Raw genomic sequence first — 19,220 nt, 5'->3', positions numbered from 1 at the left:
CGTCATCCCGGGCTTGACCCGGGATCCATTCAGCCGGGTTGCCGGGAGATGAAACTCCCAAATCCTCGGCTGCATGGATCCCCGCCTTCGCGGGGATGACGCCGGAGTGCGGAACGCGGGCGGAGATCAAACGGGAACGCCGCTCGCGCGTTCACACAACGATAACGGCACGCTAACGGCGCCGGGGCGTGTTAACCCCGGCAGAACCGCCTACTTCTCCAGCCGCGCGATCAGGCTCGACGTGTCCCAGCGGTTGCCGCCCATCTGCTGGACGTCGCCATAGAACTGGTCGACCAGCGCGGTCAGCGGCAGCCGGGCGCCATTGTTGCGCGCCTCGTCGAGACAGATGCCGAGGTCCTTGCGCATCCAGTCGACGGCGAAGCCGAACTCGAAATTCCCCGCATTCATCGACTTGTAGCGGTTCTCCATCTGCCAGGACTGCGCCGCCCCCTTCGAGATCACCTCGACTACTGCCTCGACGTCCAAGCCGGCGCGCTTGCCGAAATGCAGCGCTTCCGCCAATCCCTGCACGATGCCGGCGATGCAGATCTGGTTCATCATCTTGGCGAGCTGGCCGGAACCGACCGGCCCGAGCAGCCGGCAGGCGCGGGCATAGCTCTGGATCACCGGCTCGGCGCGGGCGAAGGGCTCGGCGTCGCCGCCGCACATCACCGTCAGCACGCCGTTCTCGGCGCCGGCCTGGCCGCCCGAGACCGGCGCGTCGATGAAGGCGAAGCCGCGCTTCGCGGCTTCCGCGTGCAGCTCGCGCGCCACTTCGGCCGAAGCCGTTGTATGATCAACGAAAATCGCTCCCTCGGCGAGGCCGGCGAAGGCGCCGTCCGGGCCGATCGTCACCGAGCGCAAATCGTCGTCATTGCCGACGCAGGCGAAGACGATGTCCTGACCGATGGCGGCTTCCTTCGGCGTCGCGGCGGCGCGCCCGCCGAATTCGGCGACCCATTTGGCGGATTTGGCGGCGTTGCGGTTGTAGACGGTCACTTCGTGACCCCCGGCCTGCAGATGCCGCGCCATCGGATAGCCCATCACGCCGAGGCCCAGGAACGCTACCTTCGTCATTTCCGTCTCCGTCGAAATCCATCATGCCGGCGTCGGCCGCCGACACCCCACCAAGGCCTAGCACGCGAGACGTGCCATAGCACCCCGCCCCGGCCAACGCCTTGCCGCGCCTCATGAAAAAGCGGACACCGCTGCCGGCGTCCGCTTCGATCCCAGCAACGCAGCGATGCCGCCGCTCAGTGTCGCGAGCTCTTCAGGAACTCGTTCAGGCGCTGGCTGCGGCCCTCGCCGAAGATCTCTTCCGGCGTGCCCTGCTCGGCGATTCGGCCCTGTTCCATGAAGACGATGCGATCGGAAACCTCGCGGGCGAAGCGCATCTCATGCGTCACGATCAGCAGCGTCGCGCCGTCGTCGGCGATGCCCTTGATGGTCGTCAGCACTTCCTGCACCAGCTCCGGATCGAGCGCCGAGGTGACTTCGTCGAGGAGGACCAGTTTCGGGTTCATGGCGAGCGCCCGGGCGATCGCGACGCGCTGCTGCTGGCCGCCCGAGAGCTGGCTCGGATAGTGGTTGAGCCGGGCGCCGAGGCCGACCCGGTTCAGCCATTTCTCGGCGATGGCGAAGGCCTCGTCCTTGCCCATCTTCCGCACTTTGCGCAGGCCGAGCATGACATTGCCGGCGGCGGTCAGGTGCGGAAACAGGTTGAAGTTCTGGAACACCATGCCGGTCATGGCGCGCTGGCGCGACAACTCGGCGTCGCGCAGCCGCGCGCGCTTGGCCCCGACCGTCTTGTAGCCGATCGTCTCGCCATCCAGCACGATGTCGCCGCCCTGGTATTCCTCCAGCAGGTTGACGCAGCGCAGCAGCGTCGTCTTGCCGGAGCCGCTGGAGCCGATGATCGAGACGACCTCCTTCGGCCGGAGCGAGAGATCGACGCCCTTCAGGATCTCGACCGCGCCGAAATTCTTGCGAAGGCCGCGGATGTCGAGCAGCGGGCGCGCGTTTTCATCGAGGATCATAGGCGGGCTCCGAGGCGGCGTTCCAGCGACTTGCCGAGCAGGTCCAGGCTGATGTTGACGATCAGGTAGAGGATGCCGGCGAAGACGTAGAACTGGATGGTCATGAAGTTGCGGCCGATCACTTCCTGCGTCTTCAGCAGCAGTTCGCCGACACCGATCATCGAGAGCAGGCTAGACCCCTTGATCAGCTCGACGCCGGTATTGATCCAGGGCGGCAGCGCGCTCCGGAGCGCCTGCGGCAGCAGCACATTGGCCAGGATCTGCGGAAACCGCAGCCCGATGGCGCGGCCGGCCTCGATCTGCCCAGGCGGGATCGCCTGCAGCGAGCCGCGCACCAGCTCACCGATATGGGCGCCGGCGAAAAGGCCGAGCGCCAGCGTGCCGGCCTGCGAGGCGCTGAGCGACAGGCCCATCACCGCCGGGATGTAGAAGGCCGCCAGGATCAGCACGAGCAGCGGCGTGCCGCGCATGACATCGACATAGAGCCGGAAGGGCAGCTTGACCAGGAACGAGCCGAAGACGAGCTGGATTCCGACGAGACAGCCGAGGATCGTGCCGAATACGATCGCCCCAACCGAAATACCGATCGTCATCAGGAAGCCGTCGAAAATCGGCCATCGGGCGATCCAGAGCTGGGCGAGAAAAGCGTCCATTGGATAGGTTTGACCCGATCAGAATTTGGGGAAGCGGCGCTCGAGCATCCGCAGCAAGGCGGCAATCGTGAAGCAGGCGGCAATGTAGAGGCCGCTGGCAACCGTCCATGTCTCGACGACGCGGAACGTGTCGACGTTGATCTTGCGGGCTTCGAAGGTCAGTTCGGGGATGGCGATCGCGGCGGCGATCGAGCTGTCCTTGAACATGCCGATGAAGGTGTTGCCGAGCGAGGGCAGCGAATTGCGCAGCATGACGGGGGCAACGACATAGAGATTGGTCTGCAGCCGCGTCAGCCCGATCGCCCTGCCCGCCTCGACAATGCCCTTCGGCACGGAAAGAAGGCCGGCGCGGAAAACCTCGGTCAGGTAGGCGCCGGCATAGAGCGCCAGCGAGCCGATGAAGCTCTCATATTTGTCGAGCCGGATTCCGGTCGCCGGCAGCGCGAAATAGACGAGCAGCACCAGCACCAGCAGCGGGATATTGCGGATCAGCAGGACGTAGGTCCCGCTGATCCCGCGCAGCAGACGCGATCTGGACACGCTGGCAAAGGCCGACAGCAGTCCGATGACGGTGCCGACCGCCACGGCGGCGACGGCAAGAGCCAGTCCGATGGCGAGCCCCGACAGCAAATGGTCGAAGCTCGCCCAGACGGCACCGAAGTGCAGCGTGTAGTTCACGGTGTGAACGGTCCCGGCTTAGCGGAATTCAGCCGGGAAACCGATCGTCGGCTCGCTCGGCGACACGCCGAACCAGCGCTCATAGGCCGCCTTGTAGGTCGGGAAGGTCGTGCCGGTCATCGACTCGCGCAGCGCGACATTGACGAAGTTCAGCCAGTCGGGATCGCCCTGCTTGACGATGCAGGCATAGGTCTGCGGGTTCCAGCTGTAGCCCGAGTCCACATAGCGGCCCTCGTTCTGCTTCATATAGTAGGCGAGCGACGAGGTATCGGTCGCCGCCGCGTCGGCGCGGCCCGAGTTCAGCGCCTGGTACATCAGGTCGACGCTCTCGAACTGGTCGACCTTGGCGTCCGGCAGCGCCGCCTTGACCATGCCCTCGGCGAAGACGTTCTGCAGCACGGAGACGGTCACGGCGTTGCCGGCAGCCTTCAGCGCTGCATAGTCGGGATACTTGCCACCCGCCACCATCATCAGGCTGACGCCTTCGCGGTAGTAGGGAACGGTGAAGGCAACCTGCTGGGCCCGGGCCGCCGTCACGGTGATGAACTGGCAGGCGATGTCGACCTTGTCGGTGACGATGTTCGGAATGCGGGCGTCGGAGGCCTGGTTGACGAACTCGATCTTGGTGTCGTCGTCGAACAGGCCCTTGGCGATGATCTTGGCGACGTCGATGTCGAAGCCGACAAGTTCGCCCGATTCATCGCGGAAATGCCACGGCGGATTGGTGCTGCCGGTGCCGACGACCAGCTTGCCGCGGCTGAGCACGTCCTGGAGCTTGCCGGCGTAAGCCGGCTGCGCCATCGACATGGCAAGCGTCACAGCGCCGAAGCCGGCTGCAATCTTCAATGCGGTTGCGCGCATGGTCTTCCCCTCTTTGAAGTGGCGCCGCCCATCCGAGGATTTTCCCGGCCGCGCCACGGTGGAACGTGACCGGGCGGCGAATTATGCTCCGCCTGCCCGGAAAAATGTCAGGATTCCGCGGTGCGAGACCGGTAGGGTCCGGCATCTTCGTGCCGCGGATCCTATGCTATGGAACACAGCGTCCCTTGCGGGCCGATGCAAAGCAAGGGTGCCGTGTTTCGCCTGGTGGAATTATCCAAACGCGACCAGCGACTTAGAGAATGCCACTTCCCTTCAGCTCGCCGACGGCGCCCTCGACGGCGAGAAGCGTCGCGTCGACGACCGCCTCGTCATGGGTCACTGACATGAACCAGGCGCCGCGCTCGAGCGCGCGGACGCCCCGCCGCAGCAGCGCCGTGGTGAAGGCGACATAGGCCTTCTTGTCGGAACGGGCGAGATCGCGATAGTCCTTCGCCGGCGCATCGAGGCCGAAGGCGACGTGGAAGATCTGCGGATAGCCGGTGACGACCGCCCGGACGCCGGCCTTGGCGAAGATGGCGCGCATGCCCTCCATCAGGCGGGTGCCGTTCCTGCCGATCGTGGCGTAGAGCTCGGGCGTCAGCGACTTCAGCGAGGCGACAGTGGCCGCCATCGAGAGCGGCTGCGAGTTGTAGGTGCCGCCATGCACGATGCCGCCGGAGACGAACATGTCGAGCAGGTCGGCGCGGCCGGCGATCGCCGCCACCGGGAAGCCGTTGGCGATCGCCTTGCCGAAGGTGGCGAGGTCGGGCGTGACGCCGAAATGCGCCTGCGCGCCGCCGGCGCCGAGGCGGAAGCCGGTGATGACCTCGTCGAAGATCAGGATCGTGCCGTTCCGGGTGCAGGCCTCGCGCACGCCCTCGAGATAGCCGGGAGCGGGATGGATCGCGCCGGCGTTGCACATGGTCGCTTCCATGATGACGCCGGCGACGTCGCCCTTGGCGAGACGCTGCTCGAGCAGCGCCAGATTGTTCCAGGGCAGGACTTCGAGACCCTCGACCGACTGCAGCAGCTGACCCTTGCTGCCGGCGACCGGCACGGGCTTGTCGGCTGGTCCTGCGGCGTCGAGCGGCGGCGCCGTCGACCACAGCACATTATCGAACCAGCCGTGATAGTGGCCCTCGAACTTGATGATGACCTGGCGGCCGGTGGCGCCGCGGGCGAGCCGGAGCGCGGCCTGATCGGCTTCCGAGCCGGAGGAGGCGAAGCGCATGCGCTCGGCGCAGGGCACCATCTCGCAGACGAGACGGGCGGCCTCGACCTCGACATGCGACTGACCGCCGAAAAGGATGCCGCGCTTCATCTGCTCGGTGACCGCGTCGGTCAAAGCCTTCGGATTGTGGCCGAGGATCATCGGCCCCATGCCGAGATAATAGTCGATGAGCTTGTTGCCATCGACGTCGAACAGATACGGCCCCTCCGCCTTCTCGAAGACGAGCGGCGTCGGCGAGATGTTCAGGCGGAAATTGCTGTTGACGCCGCCCGCGATCCACTGGGCGTTGCGGCGGATTTCCTCGGCCGAGCGTTCGAAGGTCAATGGCTTGGACGACAGGGCGGTTTCGGCGGCCGCCTGATTGTGGATGCTCAACGCTAGCTCCTCTGCTTGGCTGTTGTGCAACCAAGCCAGATGGTCCGTTTCATGTAAACGGACGCTTGTTTCGCGTGGCGGAAAAAAGCTAGTTTCCCGACAGATGCGAGAACGGAGGCACAGACCATGAATGTGGAATCGGACGACCGCTACATCGTCGGGCCCGTCCTCAAGGCGCTCAAGGTGCTGGATGCCATCGCGCAGAAGGGCCACCCCGCCTCGCTGACGACGATCGCCTCCGAACTCGGCCTGCCGAAGACGAGCGTGTTCCGCTATTTGCGGACGCTGAGCGCCGCGGGATTCCTCACCTATGACGCGGGCAGCGACCGCTACAGCGTCGGCATCCGCTTTCGCGCGCTCGCCACCGCTGACAAGAGCATCCAGAGGCTGCGGGACAGCGCGCTGCCGGCGCTGACCGCGATCAACCGCGAATTCAACGAGACGACCAATCTCGCGGTGCTTGCCGACAACCACGTCGTCTATATCGACATCCTGGAATCGACCCGGGCGCTGCGCATGCAGGCACGGATCGGCAGCCGCGATCCCGTTCACTCGACCGCGCTTGGCAAAGCGATCCTGGCGCAACTGCCGCTCGACGAGCGAACCAAGCTCCTCTCCGACGCACTGCCGCAGCGCACGCTGCGGACCATCACCCAGTTGAAGACGATCGAGAAGCAACTGGCGGACGCGGCGGCGAGTGGCGTCGCCGTCGAAATCGGCGAGAACGAGGAAGGCACGATGTGCATCGGCGCCGCCATCCTGAACGAAGTCGGCTATCCCGTCGCCGCCATCAGCGTTTCTGCGCCGGAGCGCCGCGTCACCGACGAGATCCGGCCGCGCCTGATCGCCAGGCTGCGGGCGGCGACGACGACGATTTCGGAGCAGCTCTTCTCGTCGCAGTACCAGCGCCTGTCGAACGATTATGGCTGAGGTCTCGCGGTCCTAGCCCGGCAATTCGTAGGAGAGCAGCACATTGCCGTTGTCGAAGCGGCGGATGTCGGCGAGGCGCAGATCGAGGCGGCGCGTCGCCCCTTCGAACAGCGCCCAGCCGTCGCCGAGCACGACCGGATTGACCACGAGCTGGTAGCTGTCGATCAGCCCCGTCGCGGCGAGCTGCGCCACCAGGCTGCCGCTGCCGAGGATGACCAGATCCCGGTCGGCGTTGGCCTTCAAATCCCGGATCTCGGCGGCGAGTTCGCCGGATGCGAGCCGGGTATTTTGCCAGGAAGCGGCCTTGAGCGTCCGCGAAAACACCGTCTTCGGCAGCCCGTTCATGGCGCGGGCGACGACGGGATCGGCCGTCTCGGCCATCGGCGTCGGCCAATAGCCCGCCATCAGCTCATAGGTGATCCGTCCGAAGACGAGATGGCCGCCGCTGCCGGCATTGCCGGCGACGAACGCGTTCCATTCCCGGTCGGCATCGCCGCGATGGGCCCAGCCGAGATCGCCGTCCCGGCCTGTGAAATAGCCATCCAGCGTCAGCTGGTTGAAGACTTTCAAACGCCTCACTGCCTCTCTCCCTGCTGCCACTTCGCGCCCGCAACGACGACGGACGATCCGGCCGGCATTCGACAAGGGCGGCAAAGATTTCCACAGGGGCCGACGCGCGCGCCGCTGAAGATTGCCCGCGAGACCCATTCACGCCGCCGCGATAGTCACGCTAGACTGCCGCCCGCGTCGGAATGCTGATCAGGCGCCATGCCAAGATCCGCAGCAAGCGGACGCATGCTCAACGGAGGGACTTCATGCTGAAATCGATCGACCCGCTCCTCAACGCGGATGTTCTCTACGCCTTGAGGGCGATGGGCCACGGCGACGACCTCGTCATCTGCGACACCAATTTCCCGGCCGATTCCGTCGCCCGGCAGACCGTGCTCGGCGAATTGCTGCGCATCGACAACGTGACGGCGGCCGAGGCCGCGCGCGCGATCCTCTCCGTGCTGCCGCTCGACAGCTTCGTCGACCAGCCCGCGCTCCGGATGGAGATCGTCGGCAGCCCCGACCAGCTTCCCGACGTGCAGAACGAAGTGCAGGCCGAGATCGACGCCGCCGAGGGCCGTTCCTGGCCGATGGGCTCGGTCGAGCGCTTCGAATTCTACGAGCGGGCGAAGAACGCCTATTGCGTCATCCAGACCGGTGAACGCCGCTTCTACGGATGCTTCATCCTGAAGAAGGGCGTCATTCCGCCCGGCGCGCGCTAGGCGGAGACGGACCATGACGGATACCAAGCGCGGCGTCGCCATTCTCGGCATCTTCGTCGCGGACCTCGCCTTTCGGGCGGGGCGCATGCCCGGCATCGGCGAGACCATCGCCGGTTCCGGCTTCAAGATGGGCCCCGGCGGCAAGGGTTCGAACCAGGCGGTCGCCGCTGCGCGCGCCGGTGCTCCCGTGAGCTTCATCTCGAAGATCGGCAACGACGCCTTCGGCCGGGTGGCGCTCGACACCTGGCAGGCGGAGGGGATCTCCGCCCGCGTCGTCGCCCTGGATGACCAGCCGACGGGCGCCGCCTTCATCTATGTGAACGACCAGTCGGGCGAGAACGCCATCATCGTCGTGCCGGGCGCGGCGGCGACGATCGGCGCCGACGATGTCGAAGCGGCCGGCGACGCGATCCGCGAGGCCGCCGTCTTCATCACCCAGCTCGAGCAGCCGGTGGAAGCAGCCCGGCGGGGGCTCGAGATCGCGCGCGCCGCTGGCGTCACGACGATCTTCAACCCTGCGCCGGCGGAAGCCTTCGACGACGCGCTCTACGCGCTCTGCGACTATGTCACGCCGAACGAGAGCGAGGCGTCGCTCCTGACCGGCATCGCCGTGACCGATCTCGCGAGCGCGCGGGCGGCCGGCGACGCCTTCCTCGCTAAGGGCGTCGGCACGGCGCTGATCACGCTCGGCGAGGCCGGCGTGCTGCTGCATCGTCGCGACGGCTCGACGCACATCCCGGCCATTAAGCCGGGACCGGTGGTCGAGACGGCGGGAGCAGGCGACGCCTTCAATGGCGGCTTCGCGGCGGCGCTGGCGCGCGGCGCCGATCCGGTCGAGGCAGCCCGCTTCGGCTGCGCCGTCGCCGGCATCTCGGTCACCCGCGCCGGAACCGCGCCCTCCATGCCCCATCAGGCCGAAGTCGAGGCGCTGCTGGCGGGGGTCCGCGCCTAGTCGATGCAACGATGAAGCGCGGGGTTTTACATATAAAGCAAACATAGATGCACTATAAGCATCCGTTCAATCGAACAGATGCGATGTAGCGCAGCCTTACTGTTTTACCAGCAAAATCAACGACGACGCCTATTGCGGGGGCACTGCCATCTTCCGGATTGACGCGTCGCACATTTATGGTTCTTGTTGTCGCCTAGTGGGTTTGAAGCAAAGTTGCGGCGATCTTCACTGGGACTGAACGGCGTCGCTGGAGGGCGACGTTGGGGGGAGAATGGAGACCGTCACGACGTCTCCATCGCGGATTCTAGCGCGCACGCCTGGCCGGTTTCCGGCGACAGGGCGAAGCGCAGCAGGGCCGCAACAACAATTTGGGAGGACTTTTCATGAAGACTCAGGACTATGATCGGTTTCTGAAGTGGCAGGCGAGCCGCCGCGGCATCCTGAAGGGCGCCGCCGGCCTTGGCGCGCTCGCTGCTACTGGCGCGCTCGGCGTGGGCGGCTCGAGCCTGTTCGCCCAGCCGGCGCTCGCCCAGGACGCGGATCTGCGCGCCCGGCTGCTGGCGGTTCCCGGCGTCGGCGCCGGCTCTCCGACCGATGCCGACTGGCAGAAGGTCGGCGAGATGGTTCTCGACGCGACCAAGAAGAACGTCAAGGAAGGCGAGTTCGCCGGCGTCGAGCTGACGTTCATGGGCCTCAACAACCAGAACCTGCACAACATGCTGTTCCGCGGTTTCCTGAAGCCGTGGGAGGCCTATACCGGCGCAAAGATCAACTGGATCGATCTGGCGCAGGCCGACTATAACGCCCGCCTGCAGCAGTCGATCGCCACCGGCACCGTCGATTTCGACGTCATCGAGATGGGCGCCCCGTTCGAAGGCGACGTCTGCGGCAAGGGCCTCGCCTCGGAGATGCCGGACTGGGTCAAGGCCCAGATCGACATGGACGACTATGTCGGCTACCTCAAGGCGCCGGTCGGCACCTGGAACGGCAAGACCTATCGCGTCTCGATCGACGGCGACTGCCACACCTTCAACCACCGTACCGACGTCTTCGCCGATGCAGATCTCGCCAAGGCGTGGAAGGACGAGGGCCACGAGGGCGAGTGGGGTGTGCCGAAGACCTGGCAGCAGGTTCAGGCCGCGACCAAGTTCCTCAAGGGCAAGAAGCTCGGCGGCCAGGACCTCTACGGCTACCTCGACGCGCCGAAGGCCTGGGGCGGTTTCGGCTTCTACTTCCTCGGCAGCCGCGCCACCGCCTACGCCAAGCATCCGGACGACCATGCCTGGCTGTTCGACGCCGACACGATGAAGCCGCGCGTCAACAATCCGGCCTGGGTGCGCGCCATCCAGGACGTGATCGACGCGCTGCCGTCGGAGCCGGCCGACCAGATCAACGCCGATCCGAACACCACCGCCTTCCAGCAGTTCCTCGGCGGCACGGGCTCGATGGTTTCCTGGTGGGGCGACGTCGGCTCCAACGCCAAGACCAGCGACACCTCGGTGGTCGGCGAAGTCACCGGCTTCTCGATCCTGCCGGGCTCGGACGACGTCTACAACGCCAAGACCGGCCAGTGGGAGAAGCTCGCGAGCGGTCCGAACTACGCCCCGAACATGGCCTTCCTCGGCTGGGGCATCTACGTCATGTCGCGCGTCGACGCGGACGAGAAGAAGAAGAAGGCCGCATGGTCCGCCGCCGCCCATCTCGGCGGCAAGGATATCGGCCTCTGGATGTCGGCCTATCCGTCGGGCTTCCAGCCCTACCGGAACAGCCAGTTCAACATCCCGGAATGGGTCGCTGCCGGCTATGACGAGGCGTTCATCACGTCCTACCTGAACGCCAACAAGGACAGCTACAACCACCCGAACGCCGCCATCGAGCCGCGCATTCCGGGCATCTTCCAGTACTACTCGATCGCCGAGGACGAACTGGCCAAGACCTTCGCCGGTCAGAACACCGCCCAGGAAGGCGCCGACAAGATCGCCGCCGCCTGGGAGAAGCTGACCGACCAGATCGGACGCGAGAAGCAGATCGAACTCTACAAGGCATCGCTCGGCCTCTGAGCGAAGCGGGTTCTCGCCTGCAGATCCTCCAGGGCTGGCGGCGCTGACGCGTCGCCAGCCAGTTTTTTCTGGGAGCGTCTTAACGACGCTCATTGACGAAGCGAACACCATGCAGACGTCCCAAACGGCCGCGCAGCACGATGCGATCGCGGCTTACGACATCTCCGAGTCGCGCCGCACGGCGGGTCGATGGCTGATCATCCTCGCCACGATCGCGCTGGGCGCCATCGCCCTCTACCAGGGGCTCTACGCCGCCGGCCAGACCGAGAGCGGCTTCGCCAACTGGCGGCCGGTCCTCTACACCTACATCGCCTGGGGCGTGGCGCTCGGCGTCGGCCAGGTCATGATCCGCGGCGAAGGCGGCAAGCGGGCGCTGTTCGTGCTGCCCGCCATCCTGTTCACCGTCGCCGTGGTGATCTTCCCGACCGTCGCCGGCCTCTACATCGCCTTCACCGACTGGAACCTCGCCTCGTTCGAGGGCCGCTCGTTCAACGGCCTCGCCAATTTCTGGGCCCTGATGAACGACGGCTATTTCTGGAACGCGCTGCGCAACATGGGCTATTACGTGCTGGCGGTTCTCGTGCAGTACGCCATCGCCTTCGGCCTCGCCATGCTGCTCAATGCCGAGATCCGCGCGCGCAAATTCTTCCGCGTCGCCTTCCTGATGCCCTTCATGCTGAGCCCGGTCGCGGTCGGCTGGATGGTCGGCAAGTCGCTGATGGAATATCGCTTCGGCCCGGCCGCCACCCTCGCCCGCTTCCTCGGCTGGGAGAACCCGGCCTTCTTCGCCTCCCCCTGGATCGCCCGCTTCTCGATCATGGCGATGGACGCCTGGGTCTGGATCCCGTTCGTGATGATCCTGCTCCTCGCCGGCCTGCAAGCGCTGCCGAAGGAAATCCTCGAGGCGGCCAAGGTCGATGGCGCCAGCCCCTGGCGCTCGTTCTGGCAGATCATCTTCCCCTTGATGCTGCCGGTCTCGATCACCGCGATCATCATCCGCATCATCTTCCAGCTGAAGCTCGCCGACATCGTCATCACCGTCACCTCCGGCGGCCCCGGCGGCGCCACGGACACGGTGTCGAGCTTCATCTTCCGTGAATATCGAGACAGGTCGAATGTCGGCTACGGCACCATGGTGGCCGAGTTCTACTTCATCCTGATCGCCATCTTCGTGGCGCTGCTGCTCTGGGGCTCGAGCCGCTGGATGAAGCGGGTGACCGGGTGATGGCCATGAGCACGAAAGCACAAACCGGCATGGCCACCCGCAGCAAGCCCTATACCTATCGCGAACCGCAGAGCGAGTTCGCCAGCAATTCGAAGCGCATCGCAGCCAAGGTCGCGATCTACGGCCTGCTCTTGCTGTGGACCTTCATCGCGCTGTTCCCGATCTACTGGACGATCACGACCTCGTTCAAGGTCGCCGTCGACGTCACGCAGGGCCACCTGATCCCCTGGGTCGACTTCAAGCCGGACTGGCGCGGCTGGCGCTCGATCGGCCTGTCGCCGGACACGATCTTCAACACCTCGACGGTGCGCGAAGAGTTCATGAAGCGCTTCCTGAACTCGGCGATCATGTCGATCGGTGCGTCGCTGCTCGCCGTCGTCCTCGGCTCGCTCGCCGCCTACGGTCTGGTCCGCTTCGACTACAAGTTCGCGATCTGGCGCAACCGCGACATCTCGTTCTTCTTCCTGTCGCAGCTGATCCTGCCGCCGGTCGTGCTCGCCATGCCGTTCCTCGTTCTCTACAAGGAGCTGGCGCTGCTCGATACACGGATCGGCCTGATCGTCGTCTACACCCTGATGGTGTTGCCGATCGTCATCTGGATCATGCGCGACCAGTTCCGCGGCATTCCCGTCGAGTTGGAACAGGCGGCTCTCGTCGACGGCTGCTCGACCTGGGGCGCGTTCATGCGGATCGTGCTGCCGATCTCGCTGCCCGGCATGGTCGCGGCCTTCATCCTGTCGGTCGTGCTCTGCTGGAACGAGTATTTCTTCGCGGCGCTTTTGACCTCGACCAACGCCAACACGCTGCCCGTGATGGTCGCGAGCCAGACCGGCTCGCAAGGCATCAACTGGTGGTCGATGGCGGCGCTCTCGACAGCGGCGATCGCCCCGCTCGCCATCGTCGGCATCTTCCTCGAGCGCTACATCGTCAAGGGCCTGACGGCCGGCGCGGTGAAGTAGCTCCCTCCGAACAAAAAGGGCGGCGGCACGGGCCAACCGTGCCGCCGCCCTTTTTTGTCTGGCGCCCCGTCGTCAGGCGACGCCGTCGGCGAGCGTCACCGTCTGCCCCATCGCGGCGGCCTTCTCGATCGCCGTCAGCACGCGCGTCACCTGCAGGCCGTCGCGGGCGTTCGCAATCACAGGCGCATCGGTGGCGACGGCATCGATGAAGCGGGCGATCGCTTCCATGACGAAGCCACCGATGCGGCCACCAGCCGCCGGGGTGACGCCGAACAGATCGGCGGTCCGGAGGCCGGGTCCCGTGAATTTCCGGAAAGGCCCGGCCTGGGTCGGCTCGGCCTGAAGAAGGCCCTTTTCGCCGACGATCTCGATGCGGAAATCGACGATGTTCGGCATGTCATTCGGCAGCACCCAGCTGTTCTCCAGCGAGATCACCGCGCCGTTCTCGAATTCGAGCAGCGCGACATGCACGTCGGCCGTATCGACGCCCTGCGAGGCGAGGAAGCCGCGCCGCACCATGGCCTGGACGCGCTTGACCTCCGAGCCCATGACGAAGCGCAGCGCATCGACCGAATGGCTGCCGAGGAACCACAGCGCCGAGGACTTGCTCGCCCAGGACAGCAGCTCGAACGGCACGAACAGCGTGTTGGAAAGGCGCGCCGCGCCATGCAGCGGCAGGCCGATATCGCCCGCCGCGATCGTGTCGCGCAGGGCGACGATCGCCGGGCTGACGCGGTTGTGGAAGTCGACCATGACCTTGCGGCCGCTGCGGTCGGCGGCGTCGGCGATCGCCTCGGCCTCGGCGAGCGTCGTCGCCAGCGGCTTCTCGCTCATCACGTGCTTGCCGGCCTTTATCGCCGCCAGCACGATGTCGCCATGGGCGAAATCTGGCGTTGCCACAGTCACCGCGTCGATATCGGGATCGGCGATCAGCTCGCGATAGTCTGTATAGGTCCTGGCCGCGCCGAACTGCTTCTGCATCTCGGCGACGCGTTCGGGGTTCAGGTCGCAGACGGCGGCGAGCTCGGCGCCCTCGATGGCGCTCAGCGTCTTGCAATGGAACGAGCCCCAGAGGCCCGCCCCCACCACGCCGAAGCGAATTCTACGCGATGACGTCATTTCCGTATCATCCTTTCACGGAACCAAAGGTCAGGCCTCGGACGACGTAGCGGTCGAGCACGAGGAAGATCAGCATGGGCGGGATCATGGCGGCGACGGCGGCCGAGGCGATGAAGCCCCAGGTGACGCCGGCGGTGCCGAAATATTGCAGCGTGCCGACCGGCAGCGTCGTCGTGCTGCGGTTGGCGAGCACCAGCGGGAAAGCCGCGTTGTTCCACGAGAACACGAAGGCGAACATCGAGGTGACGATCAGGCCCGGCATCACCATCGGCAGGATGAATTTGAGCAGGATCGTCGTCGTGCCGGCGCCGTCGATGCGGGCCGCTTCCTCGATCTCGATCGGCACCTCGTCGATGAAGCTCCGCATCAGCCAGACCGAGAACGGAATGGTGAGGGTCTGCGAGATCAGGATCATCGAGAAATAGGTGCCCTTCACCCCCGCCATGCTGGCGAGGACCGAATAGGGAATGAGGAAGGCGACGGGCGGCGCCATCAACAGCCCGAGATACCAGAGCATGATGTGCTTGCGGCCGCGGATCCTGTAGCGCGACAGCGCATAGGCCGCCGGGAACGAGAACGGCAGGTTGAGCGCCACGGCGCCGATCGCCACGATCAGGCTGTTGCCGAGCTGCGGCGCGTTGTTGCCGGGGTCGAAGAAGGTGTAGCGGATCGATTCCCAGTTCGGCGTGAAGGAGAGCACCGGCGGCATGGCGAAATAGGTGTCGGCCGGGCGGATCGCGAGCAGGATGAACCAGAGGATCGGACCGATGAAGACCAAGAGCAGCAGCACCATGGCTGCGATGCCGAGCCAGCGGCCGGTAGCGCTTTCCGAGCCTTCCATCAGTCCCAATCCTTGAACGCGAAGAAGACGAACAGGCCGATGATGGCGTTGACGATAATCACCATCATCCAGGTCATGGCGCTGGAGAGGCCGATGTTGAAATCGACCATGCCGGCTTGATACAGGCTGTAGCCGAGCGTGCGGCTGGCGGTTCCCGGACCGCCCTTGGTGAGCACGACCACCAGGTCGAAGGTGTTGAAGATCTGCATGAAGCGCAGCATGACGACGATCAGCGCCGTCTTGCGGATCAGCGGCAGCTTGACGTGCAGAAGCTGCTTCCAGGGCGAGACGCCGTCGACCCGCGCCGCCTCGACGATCTCGCCGGGCACGGCGAGCAGCGCCGCGTAGAGCACGATCGCGAAGAACGGCGTCCACTGCCAGATATCGGCGAAGAGCACCGCCCAGAGCGCGGTCGACGGCGAACCGAGCAGGCCGGCGGCCGGCAGCGGGATGCCGGCCGATGTCAGCAGCCAGGGGATCAGCCCGCCATTCGGGTCGTACATGTAGCGGAACAGGAAGCCGACGACGATCGGCGCGATCGTGGTCGGCATGATCAGCAGCACGCGGGTCAACTTGATGCCGGGCAGCCGGCGCAGAAGCAGCAGCGCGATCGCGAGACCGAGGCAGAATTCGACCACGGTGCCGACCAGCGTCATCTGCAGCGTGGTCCATAGCGAGCCGAGGAACATGCCGTTCGACAGCGCCATCTTGTAGTTGTCGAACCCGATGAAGCCCATCGGCGCCGGGCCCATCTGCAGGTTCCAGAAGTAGAAGCTGTTCTTCAGGGCGAAGAGCAAGGGAAAGGCGATCAGCGCGACAAGCAGCAGGATCGACGGGCTGATCAGGAGCCACGGCGTATAGTCGGGCAGGCGCCGTCGCGCCCGGGGCGGCGCGGCGAGAGTGACAGCGGACATGGACGCTCCAATCGAAAAGAGGGCGGACGCGGCCGGGAGCAACCGGTCCGCCCTTCGTGGGCCGGAACCTCGCAGGAGGCTTCCGGCCGCATGGTTCAGGCGAGGGACTTCATCAGAGCCTCGGTCGCCGCGAGCGTGTCGTCATAGGAGGCCTGCTGATACGGGATCAGGAAATTGCCCTTGAGGATGGTCTCGAAGAAGGTCGAGGTCTCCAAAAGGCAGTTTTCCGGCGTCAGCTGGCCGGTCAGGACCTTGTTGAGGTTGAGCCCGTAAATGCCCTCGAGCGTCGTGTAGACCGGCACGGGCGGACGGACGACCTTGCCGTTGCCGCGCTCGAGATCGCCGAGCTGGGCGGTCAGGTGCGGATAGATCTTCAGTAGCTCCGCGTCCTTGTAGAGCGACGGGCGGGCGAAGTCCGAGAACTGGTAGCCATACTTGTTGTAGAGGCCCATCGCCTTCTGCGTCTTGGCCGAGGTGGCCCATTTGACGAACTGCCACGCGGCATCGCGATTGGGGGTGTTGGCGGTGATGCCGAGGCTATGGCCGCCGAGCGAGACGACCTGCTCGCCCGGTCCCTTGGGCAGGCGGGCCATGCCGAGCTTGTCAGCGACGACCGAGTCCTTGCCGCTCATGTAGCCGTCCTTCTTGCAAAGGTAGGCATAGGGCGTCCACCAGTAGAACATGCCGATATCGCCCTTGGCGAAGCGCATGCCGGCGTCGAACCAGTTGTAGCCGACCGATTCCGCCGGGGCATTCTTGTAGAGATCGCCGAAGAGCTTCAGCGCCGCGAGATTTTCCGGGCTGTTGATGGTCGGCTGGAAGTCCCAGGGCGTGCCGGCCGGGAAGTCCTTGAACCAGCGCGTGCCCATGCTGGCGGCGAGCTGGCTGTACATGTGCACGATCGGCGCCGGCTGCTGGCCGGCGAGCACGGTGCCGACCATCTTGTGGCCGTCGAAATCCTGGCCGTGCATCTTCTGGATGGCGGCGAGATACTGCTCCCACGTCCAGCTGCCGTCCTCCGGCACACTGATGCCGGCCTTGTCGGCGAAATCCTTGCGGTAGAGCACCATCTGGCCATAGGCCGCGACAGGAAGCGTGCCGACCTGCCCGCGCCATGTATTCATCGAATAGAGGACCTCGGGAATGAAGTCCTCGATATGCGTGTCGCTGTCCGCCTTGATGAACTCGTTGAGCGGGTGGATCCACTTGCTCTCGAGATACTGGCCGAGCCACATCTGGTCGACGGAGATGACGTCGGCGTCCGGCTCGTTGCTGATGAAGGACGAGGTGAGCCGCGCCTGCAGCGCCTCGAGCGAGATCGCCTCGATCGCCAGCTTGACGCCGGTCTCCTGCTGGAACTGGTCCTTCAGGCCCTCGATCGCGTAGTAAAACGGGTCACCGGCAAGCAGAACGCGCAGGGTCGTGTCGGCCGCCCGCGCCGGGCGGGGCGCCAGGCCGCCGCCGATCGCTGCCGTGCCGGCCAAGGCGACGCCGCTTTTCAGCAGGCCGCGACGGGAAATATTGAAATCGAATCCAGACATGTCCCCACTCTCCTCTTGGAAGCATTGGCCGGCGCCCGGTCCATGCCGGGTGCTCGTTGATCATCACGAACGCCGTTGATTGCTGCGTTGCACACTTCGGTTCCCATCGAAGTCTGTCACGGCGTCTCGATCGTCTTGTTAGTATGAGGCTCGCACAAACATTTTACCTCGTCAACGCTGCGACGTTGGGCTAAGAATTATTTCGGAAGCCGCAAGGGAAGCACGCATGGCGAGCCGGTTTCCGGTATGGAAGCCGGAATTCCCGCAAATGGCCGCCGCAAGCAGAACGAGGACGGATTGGAGCGCGAACCTTCAGAGCAGCGCTGGGCAACGGATGAGGAAGACGCCGCGAGCGACTTCCGGACCGCCCGGCCAAGTCGTTCCCTGCTCTCCTCCGCCATGGTCGGTTCGGCCAATCGGGGGCGGGTCCTGCAGGCGTTGTTTGACCTCGGCCCGACCAGCCGGGCCGAGCTCGCACGGCTCGCCGGCGTCAACCGCACCACCATCTCCGGCATCGTGCAGCCCTTGCTCGATCAGCAGGTCCTGGTCGAGGGCGAGCCGATCCCGCCGAGCGAGGCCGGCGGCAAGCCGGCGCGTCCGCTCTGGTTCTCGCCCGACGCGCGGCCGATCTGCGGCATGATGCTGATGCCCGACGCCGTCCATACCTGCCTCGTCACGCTGCAGGGCACGATCTCGGCCGAGGCGAGCGAGACCTTCCCGGTCGGACATCCCGGGATCGCGGACATCGAGCGTGCCATCGAACGCAGCACGTCCCGCACGCTCGCGGCAGCCCGGCGCGAACCGCTCGGCATCGGCGTCGCCGTCGGCGGCATGGTCGACACCGAGCGCCGCGCCATCATCGCCGTCAACCTGGCGCCGGCCCTGAACGGCTTCGAGCTCGGCGCCATGCTGACCAGGCGCTTCGGCCTGCCGGCCCTGCTCGACCACCATCCGCGCGCGCTGCTCGTCGGCGACCGCTGGTTCGGCAAGGGGCGCGGCATGCAGACCTTCGCCGCCGTCTATACGGGCGAGGTGCTCGGTGGCGCGCTCTATCTCGGCGGCCATCTCTATCGCGGCCAGAGCGGCGCCGGCGGCGAGCTCGGCCACACGTTCGTGCAGGTTGACGGCGACCTCTGCGCCTGCGGACGGCGCGGCTGCTGGGAGACGATCGCGACGCTCGGCTGGCTGCGCCGCCAGGCCCGCGAAATCGGCATCGACGCGCCGGACGAGATCAATTCACGCCGGCTTGTCAGCCTGACGCAGGCGGGCGCGCCGGGGGCGGCCGACCTGCTCGACCGCTATGCCCGCAACGTCGCCGTCGGCATCGCCAACCTGCAGCAGACCGTGGCGCCGAACTTCTACGTGCTGCATGGCGACGTCGTCGGTGGCGGGGAAATCATGGCGAAGGCGATTGCCGGACACGTGCGCGCCCTCGTACCATCGCGAAGCGGGGGGGAGATCAGCTTCGCGATCGGCGAGACGGAGGACCGCGCGGCCTTGCTGGGCGCGGCGGGTCTCGTCTTGTCGGAGTTGTTTCAGTTTCCATTGTAGAGTGCCGATGCAGGGGGAGTGCT

At 65.7% G+C, this 19,220-nt stretch carries 18 protein-coding genes; 7 read left to right on the top strand and 11 right to left on the bottom strand.

Features of this window, described 5'->3' with window-relative positions; genetic code table 11:
• Window positions 1-210: 210 nt before the first annotated feature.
• The 6 genes from AC6HZP_RS03395 to AC6HZP_RS03370 form a co-directional block, all read right to left on the bottom strand.
• Window positions 211-1,077 carry an NAD(P)-dependent oxidoreductase gene (locus AC6HZP_RS03395; RefSeq protein ID WP_497525400.1) on the bottom strand — a complete coding sequence of 289 codons (867 nt, stop codon included), beginning with the start codon at window positions 1,075-1,077 and terminating at the stop codon, window positions 211-213.
• Window positions 1,078-1,253: 176 nt separating this feature from the next.
• A complete protein-coding gene (locus AC6HZP_RS03390; RefSeq protein WP_497525399.1) occupies window positions 1,254-2,036 on the bottom strand; it encodes an amino acid ABC transporter ATP-binding protein in 783 nt (260 codons plus the stop codon).
• Window positions 2,033-2,689 (bottom strand): amino acid ABC transporter permease, encoded by a 657-nt coding sequence (locus tag AC6HZP_RS03385; RefSeq protein WP_497525398.1) that lies wholly within the window; start codon window positions 2,687-2,689, stop codon window positions 2,033-2,035. Before AC6HZP_RS03385 ends, AC6HZP_RS03390 begins: the two co-directional genes overlap by 4 nt.
• 18 nt (window positions 2,690-2,707) lie before the next feature.
• Complete coding sequence (locus AC6HZP_RS03380; RefSeq protein WP_201402234.1) at window positions 2,708-3,367, bottom strand: amino acid ABC transporter permease; 660 nt, start codon at window positions 3,365-3,367, stop codon at window positions 2,708-2,710.
• Between the two features lie 18 nt (window positions 3,368-3,385).
• Window positions 3,386-4,228, bottom strand: a complete 843-nt coding sequence (locus tag AC6HZP_RS03375; protein ID WP_497525397.1) for a transporter substrate-binding protein — start codon at window positions 4,226-4,228, stop codon at window positions 3,386-3,388.
• Window positions 4,229-4,481: 253 nt separating this feature from the next.
• Entirely contained in the window at window positions 4,482-5,834 is a 1,353-nt protein-coding gene (locus AC6HZP_RS03370; protein ID WP_497525396.1) for an aspartate aminotransferase family protein, read from the bottom strand.
• A 126-nt stretch (window positions 5,835-5,960) separates the two neighbouring features.
• On the opposite strand from AC6HZP_RS03370, the gene AC6HZP_RS03365 reads away from it, so the two are divergent.
• Window positions 5,961-6,764, top strand: a complete 804-nt coding sequence (locus AC6HZP_RS03365; RefSeq protein WP_201402231.1) for an IclR family transcriptional regulator — start codon at window positions 5,961-5,963, stop codon at window positions 6,762-6,764.
• Window positions 6,765-6,776: 12 nt separating this feature from the next.
• On the opposite strand, the gene AC6HZP_RS03360 is transcribed toward AC6HZP_RS03365, so the two are convergent.
• Complete coding sequence (locus AC6HZP_RS03360; protein ID WP_497525395.1) at window positions 6,777-7,343, bottom strand: dihydrofolate reductase family protein; 567 nt, start codon at window positions 7,341-7,343, stop codon at window positions 6,777-6,779.
• Between the two features lie 236 nt (window positions 7,344-7,579).
• Here AC6HZP_RS03360 and AC6HZP_RS03355 point away from each other — a divergent pair, with 236 nt between their 5' ends.
• The 5 genes from AC6HZP_RS03355 (at window position 7,580) to AC6HZP_RS03335 (ending at window position 13,231) form a co-directional block, all read left to right on the top strand.
• Complete coding sequence (locus AC6HZP_RS03355; protein WP_201402230.1) at window positions 7,580-8,035, top strand: RbsD/FucU family protein; 456 nt, start codon at window positions 7,580-7,582, stop codon at window positions 8,033-8,035.
• A 13-nt stretch (window positions 8,036-8,048) separates the two neighbouring features.
• On the top strand, window positions 8,049-8,987 hold the full coding sequence (rbsK, locus tag AC6HZP_RS03350) for a ribokinase (RefSeq protein ID WP_201402229.1): 939 nt from the start codon (window positions 8,049-8,051) through the stop codon (window positions 8,985-8,987).
• 383 nt (window positions 8,988-9,370) lie between these two features.
• The gene (locus AC6HZP_RS03345; protein WP_201402228.1) at window positions 9,371-11,047 is read left to right on the top strand and encodes an ABC transporter substrate-binding protein; all 1,677 of its coding nucleotides are present in this window, start codon (window positions 9,371-9,373) and stop codon (window positions 11,045-11,047) included.
• Window positions 11,048-11,156: 109 nt separating this feature from the next.
• Complete coding sequence (locus tag AC6HZP_RS03340) at window positions 11,157-12,272, top strand: carbohydrate ABC transporter permease (RefSeq protein WP_497525394.1); 1,116 nt, start codon at window positions 11,157-11,159, stop codon at window positions 12,270-12,272.
• Window positions 12,273-12,301: 29 nt separating this feature from the next.
• The gene (locus AC6HZP_RS03335) at window positions 12,302-13,231 is read left to right on the top strand and encodes a carbohydrate ABC transporter permease (protein ID WP_201404290.1); all 930 of its coding nucleotides are present in this window, start codon (window positions 12,302-12,304) and stop codon (window positions 13,229-13,231) included.
• 72 nt (window positions 13,232-13,303) lie between these two features.
• Here AC6HZP_RS03335 and AC6HZP_RS03330 read toward each other — a convergent pair whose 3' ends face one another.
• The 4 genes from AC6HZP_RS03330 to AC6HZP_RS03315 all read right to left on the bottom strand — a co-directional run bounded on the left by AC6HZP_RS03330 (window position 13,304) and on the right by AC6HZP_RS03315 (window position 17,646).
• Window positions 13,304-14,350: a Gfo/Idh/MocA family protein gene (locus tag AC6HZP_RS03330; RefSeq protein WP_497525393.1), complete on the bottom strand. Its 1,047-nt coding sequence runs from the start codon at window positions 14,348-14,350 to the stop codon at window positions 13,304-13,306.
• Window positions 14,351-14,357: 7 nt separating this feature from the next.
• Window positions 14,358-15,191, bottom strand: coding sequence for a carbohydrate ABC transporter permease (locus AC6HZP_RS03325; RefSeq protein WP_497525392.1), 834 nt, complete (start codon window positions 15,189-15,191; stop codon window positions 14,358-14,360).
• Window positions 15,191-16,105 carry a carbohydrate ABC transporter permease gene (locus AC6HZP_RS03320; protein ID WP_497525391.1) on the bottom strand — a complete coding sequence of 305 codons (915 nt, stop codon included), beginning with the start codon at window positions 16,103-16,105 and terminating at the stop codon, window positions 15,191-15,193. The genes AC6HZP_RS03325 and AC6HZP_RS03320 overlap by 1 nt, the downstream gene beginning before the upstream one ends.
• Window positions 16,106-16,200: 95 nt before the next feature.
• Complete coding sequence (locus AC6HZP_RS03315) at window positions 16,201-17,646, bottom strand: extracellular solute-binding protein (RefSeq protein ID WP_497525390.1); 1,446 nt, start codon at window positions 17,644-17,646, stop codon at window positions 16,201-16,203.
• Window positions 17,647-17,943: 297 nt separating this feature from the next.
• Here AC6HZP_RS03315 and AC6HZP_RS03310 point away from each other — a divergent pair, with 297 nt between their 5' ends.
• Entirely contained in the window at window positions 17,944-19,197 is a 1,254-nt protein-coding gene (locus AC6HZP_RS03310; RefSeq protein ID WP_497525389.1) for an ROK family protein, read from the top strand.
• Window positions 19,198-19,220: the final 23 nt, after the last annotated feature.

It is taken from the genome of Kaistia sp. SLG-1, assembly GCF_059699055.1.
This window is presented reverse-complemented; position numbering and strand designations above follow the sequence as displayed.

Excerpts from the sequence above, each read along its gene's own strand:
- AC6HZP_RS03385 (WP_497525398.1), bottom strand. The coding sequence starts at position 2,689 with ATGGACGCTTTTCTCGCCCAGCTCTGGATCGCCCGATGGCCGATTTTC.
- AC6HZP_RS03365 (WP_201402231.1), top strand. The coding sequence starts at position 5,961 with ATGAATGTGGAATCGGACGACCGCTACATCGTCGGGCCCGTCCTCAAG.
- AC6HZP_RS03320 (WP_497525391.1), bottom strand. The coding sequence starts at position 16,105 with ATGTCCGCTGTCACTCTCGCCGCGCCGCCCCGGGCGCGACGGCGCCTG.
- AC6HZP_RS03375 (WP_497525397.1), bottom strand. The coding sequence starts at position 4,228 with ATGCGCGCAACCGCATTGAAGATTGCAGCCGGCTTCGGCGCTGTGACG.
- AC6HZP_RS03395 (WP_497525400.1), bottom strand. The coding sequence starts at position 1,077 with ATGACGAAGGTAGCGTTCCTGGGCCTCGGCGTGATGGGCTATCCGATG.
- AC6HZP_RS03335 (WP_201404290.1), top strand. The coding sequence starts at position 12,302 with ATGGCCACCCGCAGCAAGCCCTATACCTATCGCGAACCGCAGAGCGAG.
- AC6HZP_RS03355 (WP_201402230.1), top strand. The coding sequence starts at position 7,580 with ATGCTGAAATCGATCGACCCGCTCCTCAACGCGGATGTTCTCTACGCC.
- AC6HZP_RS03330 (WP_497525393.1), bottom strand. The coding sequence starts at position 14,350 with ATGACGTCATCGCGTAGAATTCGCTTCGGCGTGGTGGGGGCGGGCCTC.
- AC6HZP_RS03390 (WP_497525399.1), bottom strand. The coding sequence starts at position 2,036 with ATGATCCTCGATGAAAACGCGCGCCCGCTGCTCGACATCCGCGGCCTT.
- AC6HZP_RS03315 (WP_497525390.1), bottom strand. The coding sequence starts at position 17,646 with ATGTCTGGATTCGATTTCAATATTTCCCGTCGCGGCCTGCTGAAAAGC.
- AC6HZP_RS03325 (WP_497525392.1), bottom strand. The coding sequence starts at position 15,191 with ATGGAAGGCTCGGAAAGCGCTACCGGCCGCTGGCTCGGCATCGCAGCC.
- AC6HZP_RS03345 (WP_201402228.1), top strand. The coding sequence starts at position 9,371 with ATGAAGACTCAGGACTATGATCGGTTTCTGAAGTGGCAGGCGAGCCGC.
- rbsK (WP_201402229.1), top strand. The coding sequence starts at position 8,049 with ATGACGGATACCAAGCGCGGCGTCGCCATTCTCGGCATCTTCGTCGCG.
- AC6HZP_RS03340 (WP_497525394.1), top strand. The coding sequence starts at position 11,157 with ATGCAGACGTCCCAAACGGCCGCGCAGCACGATGCGATCGCGGCTTAC.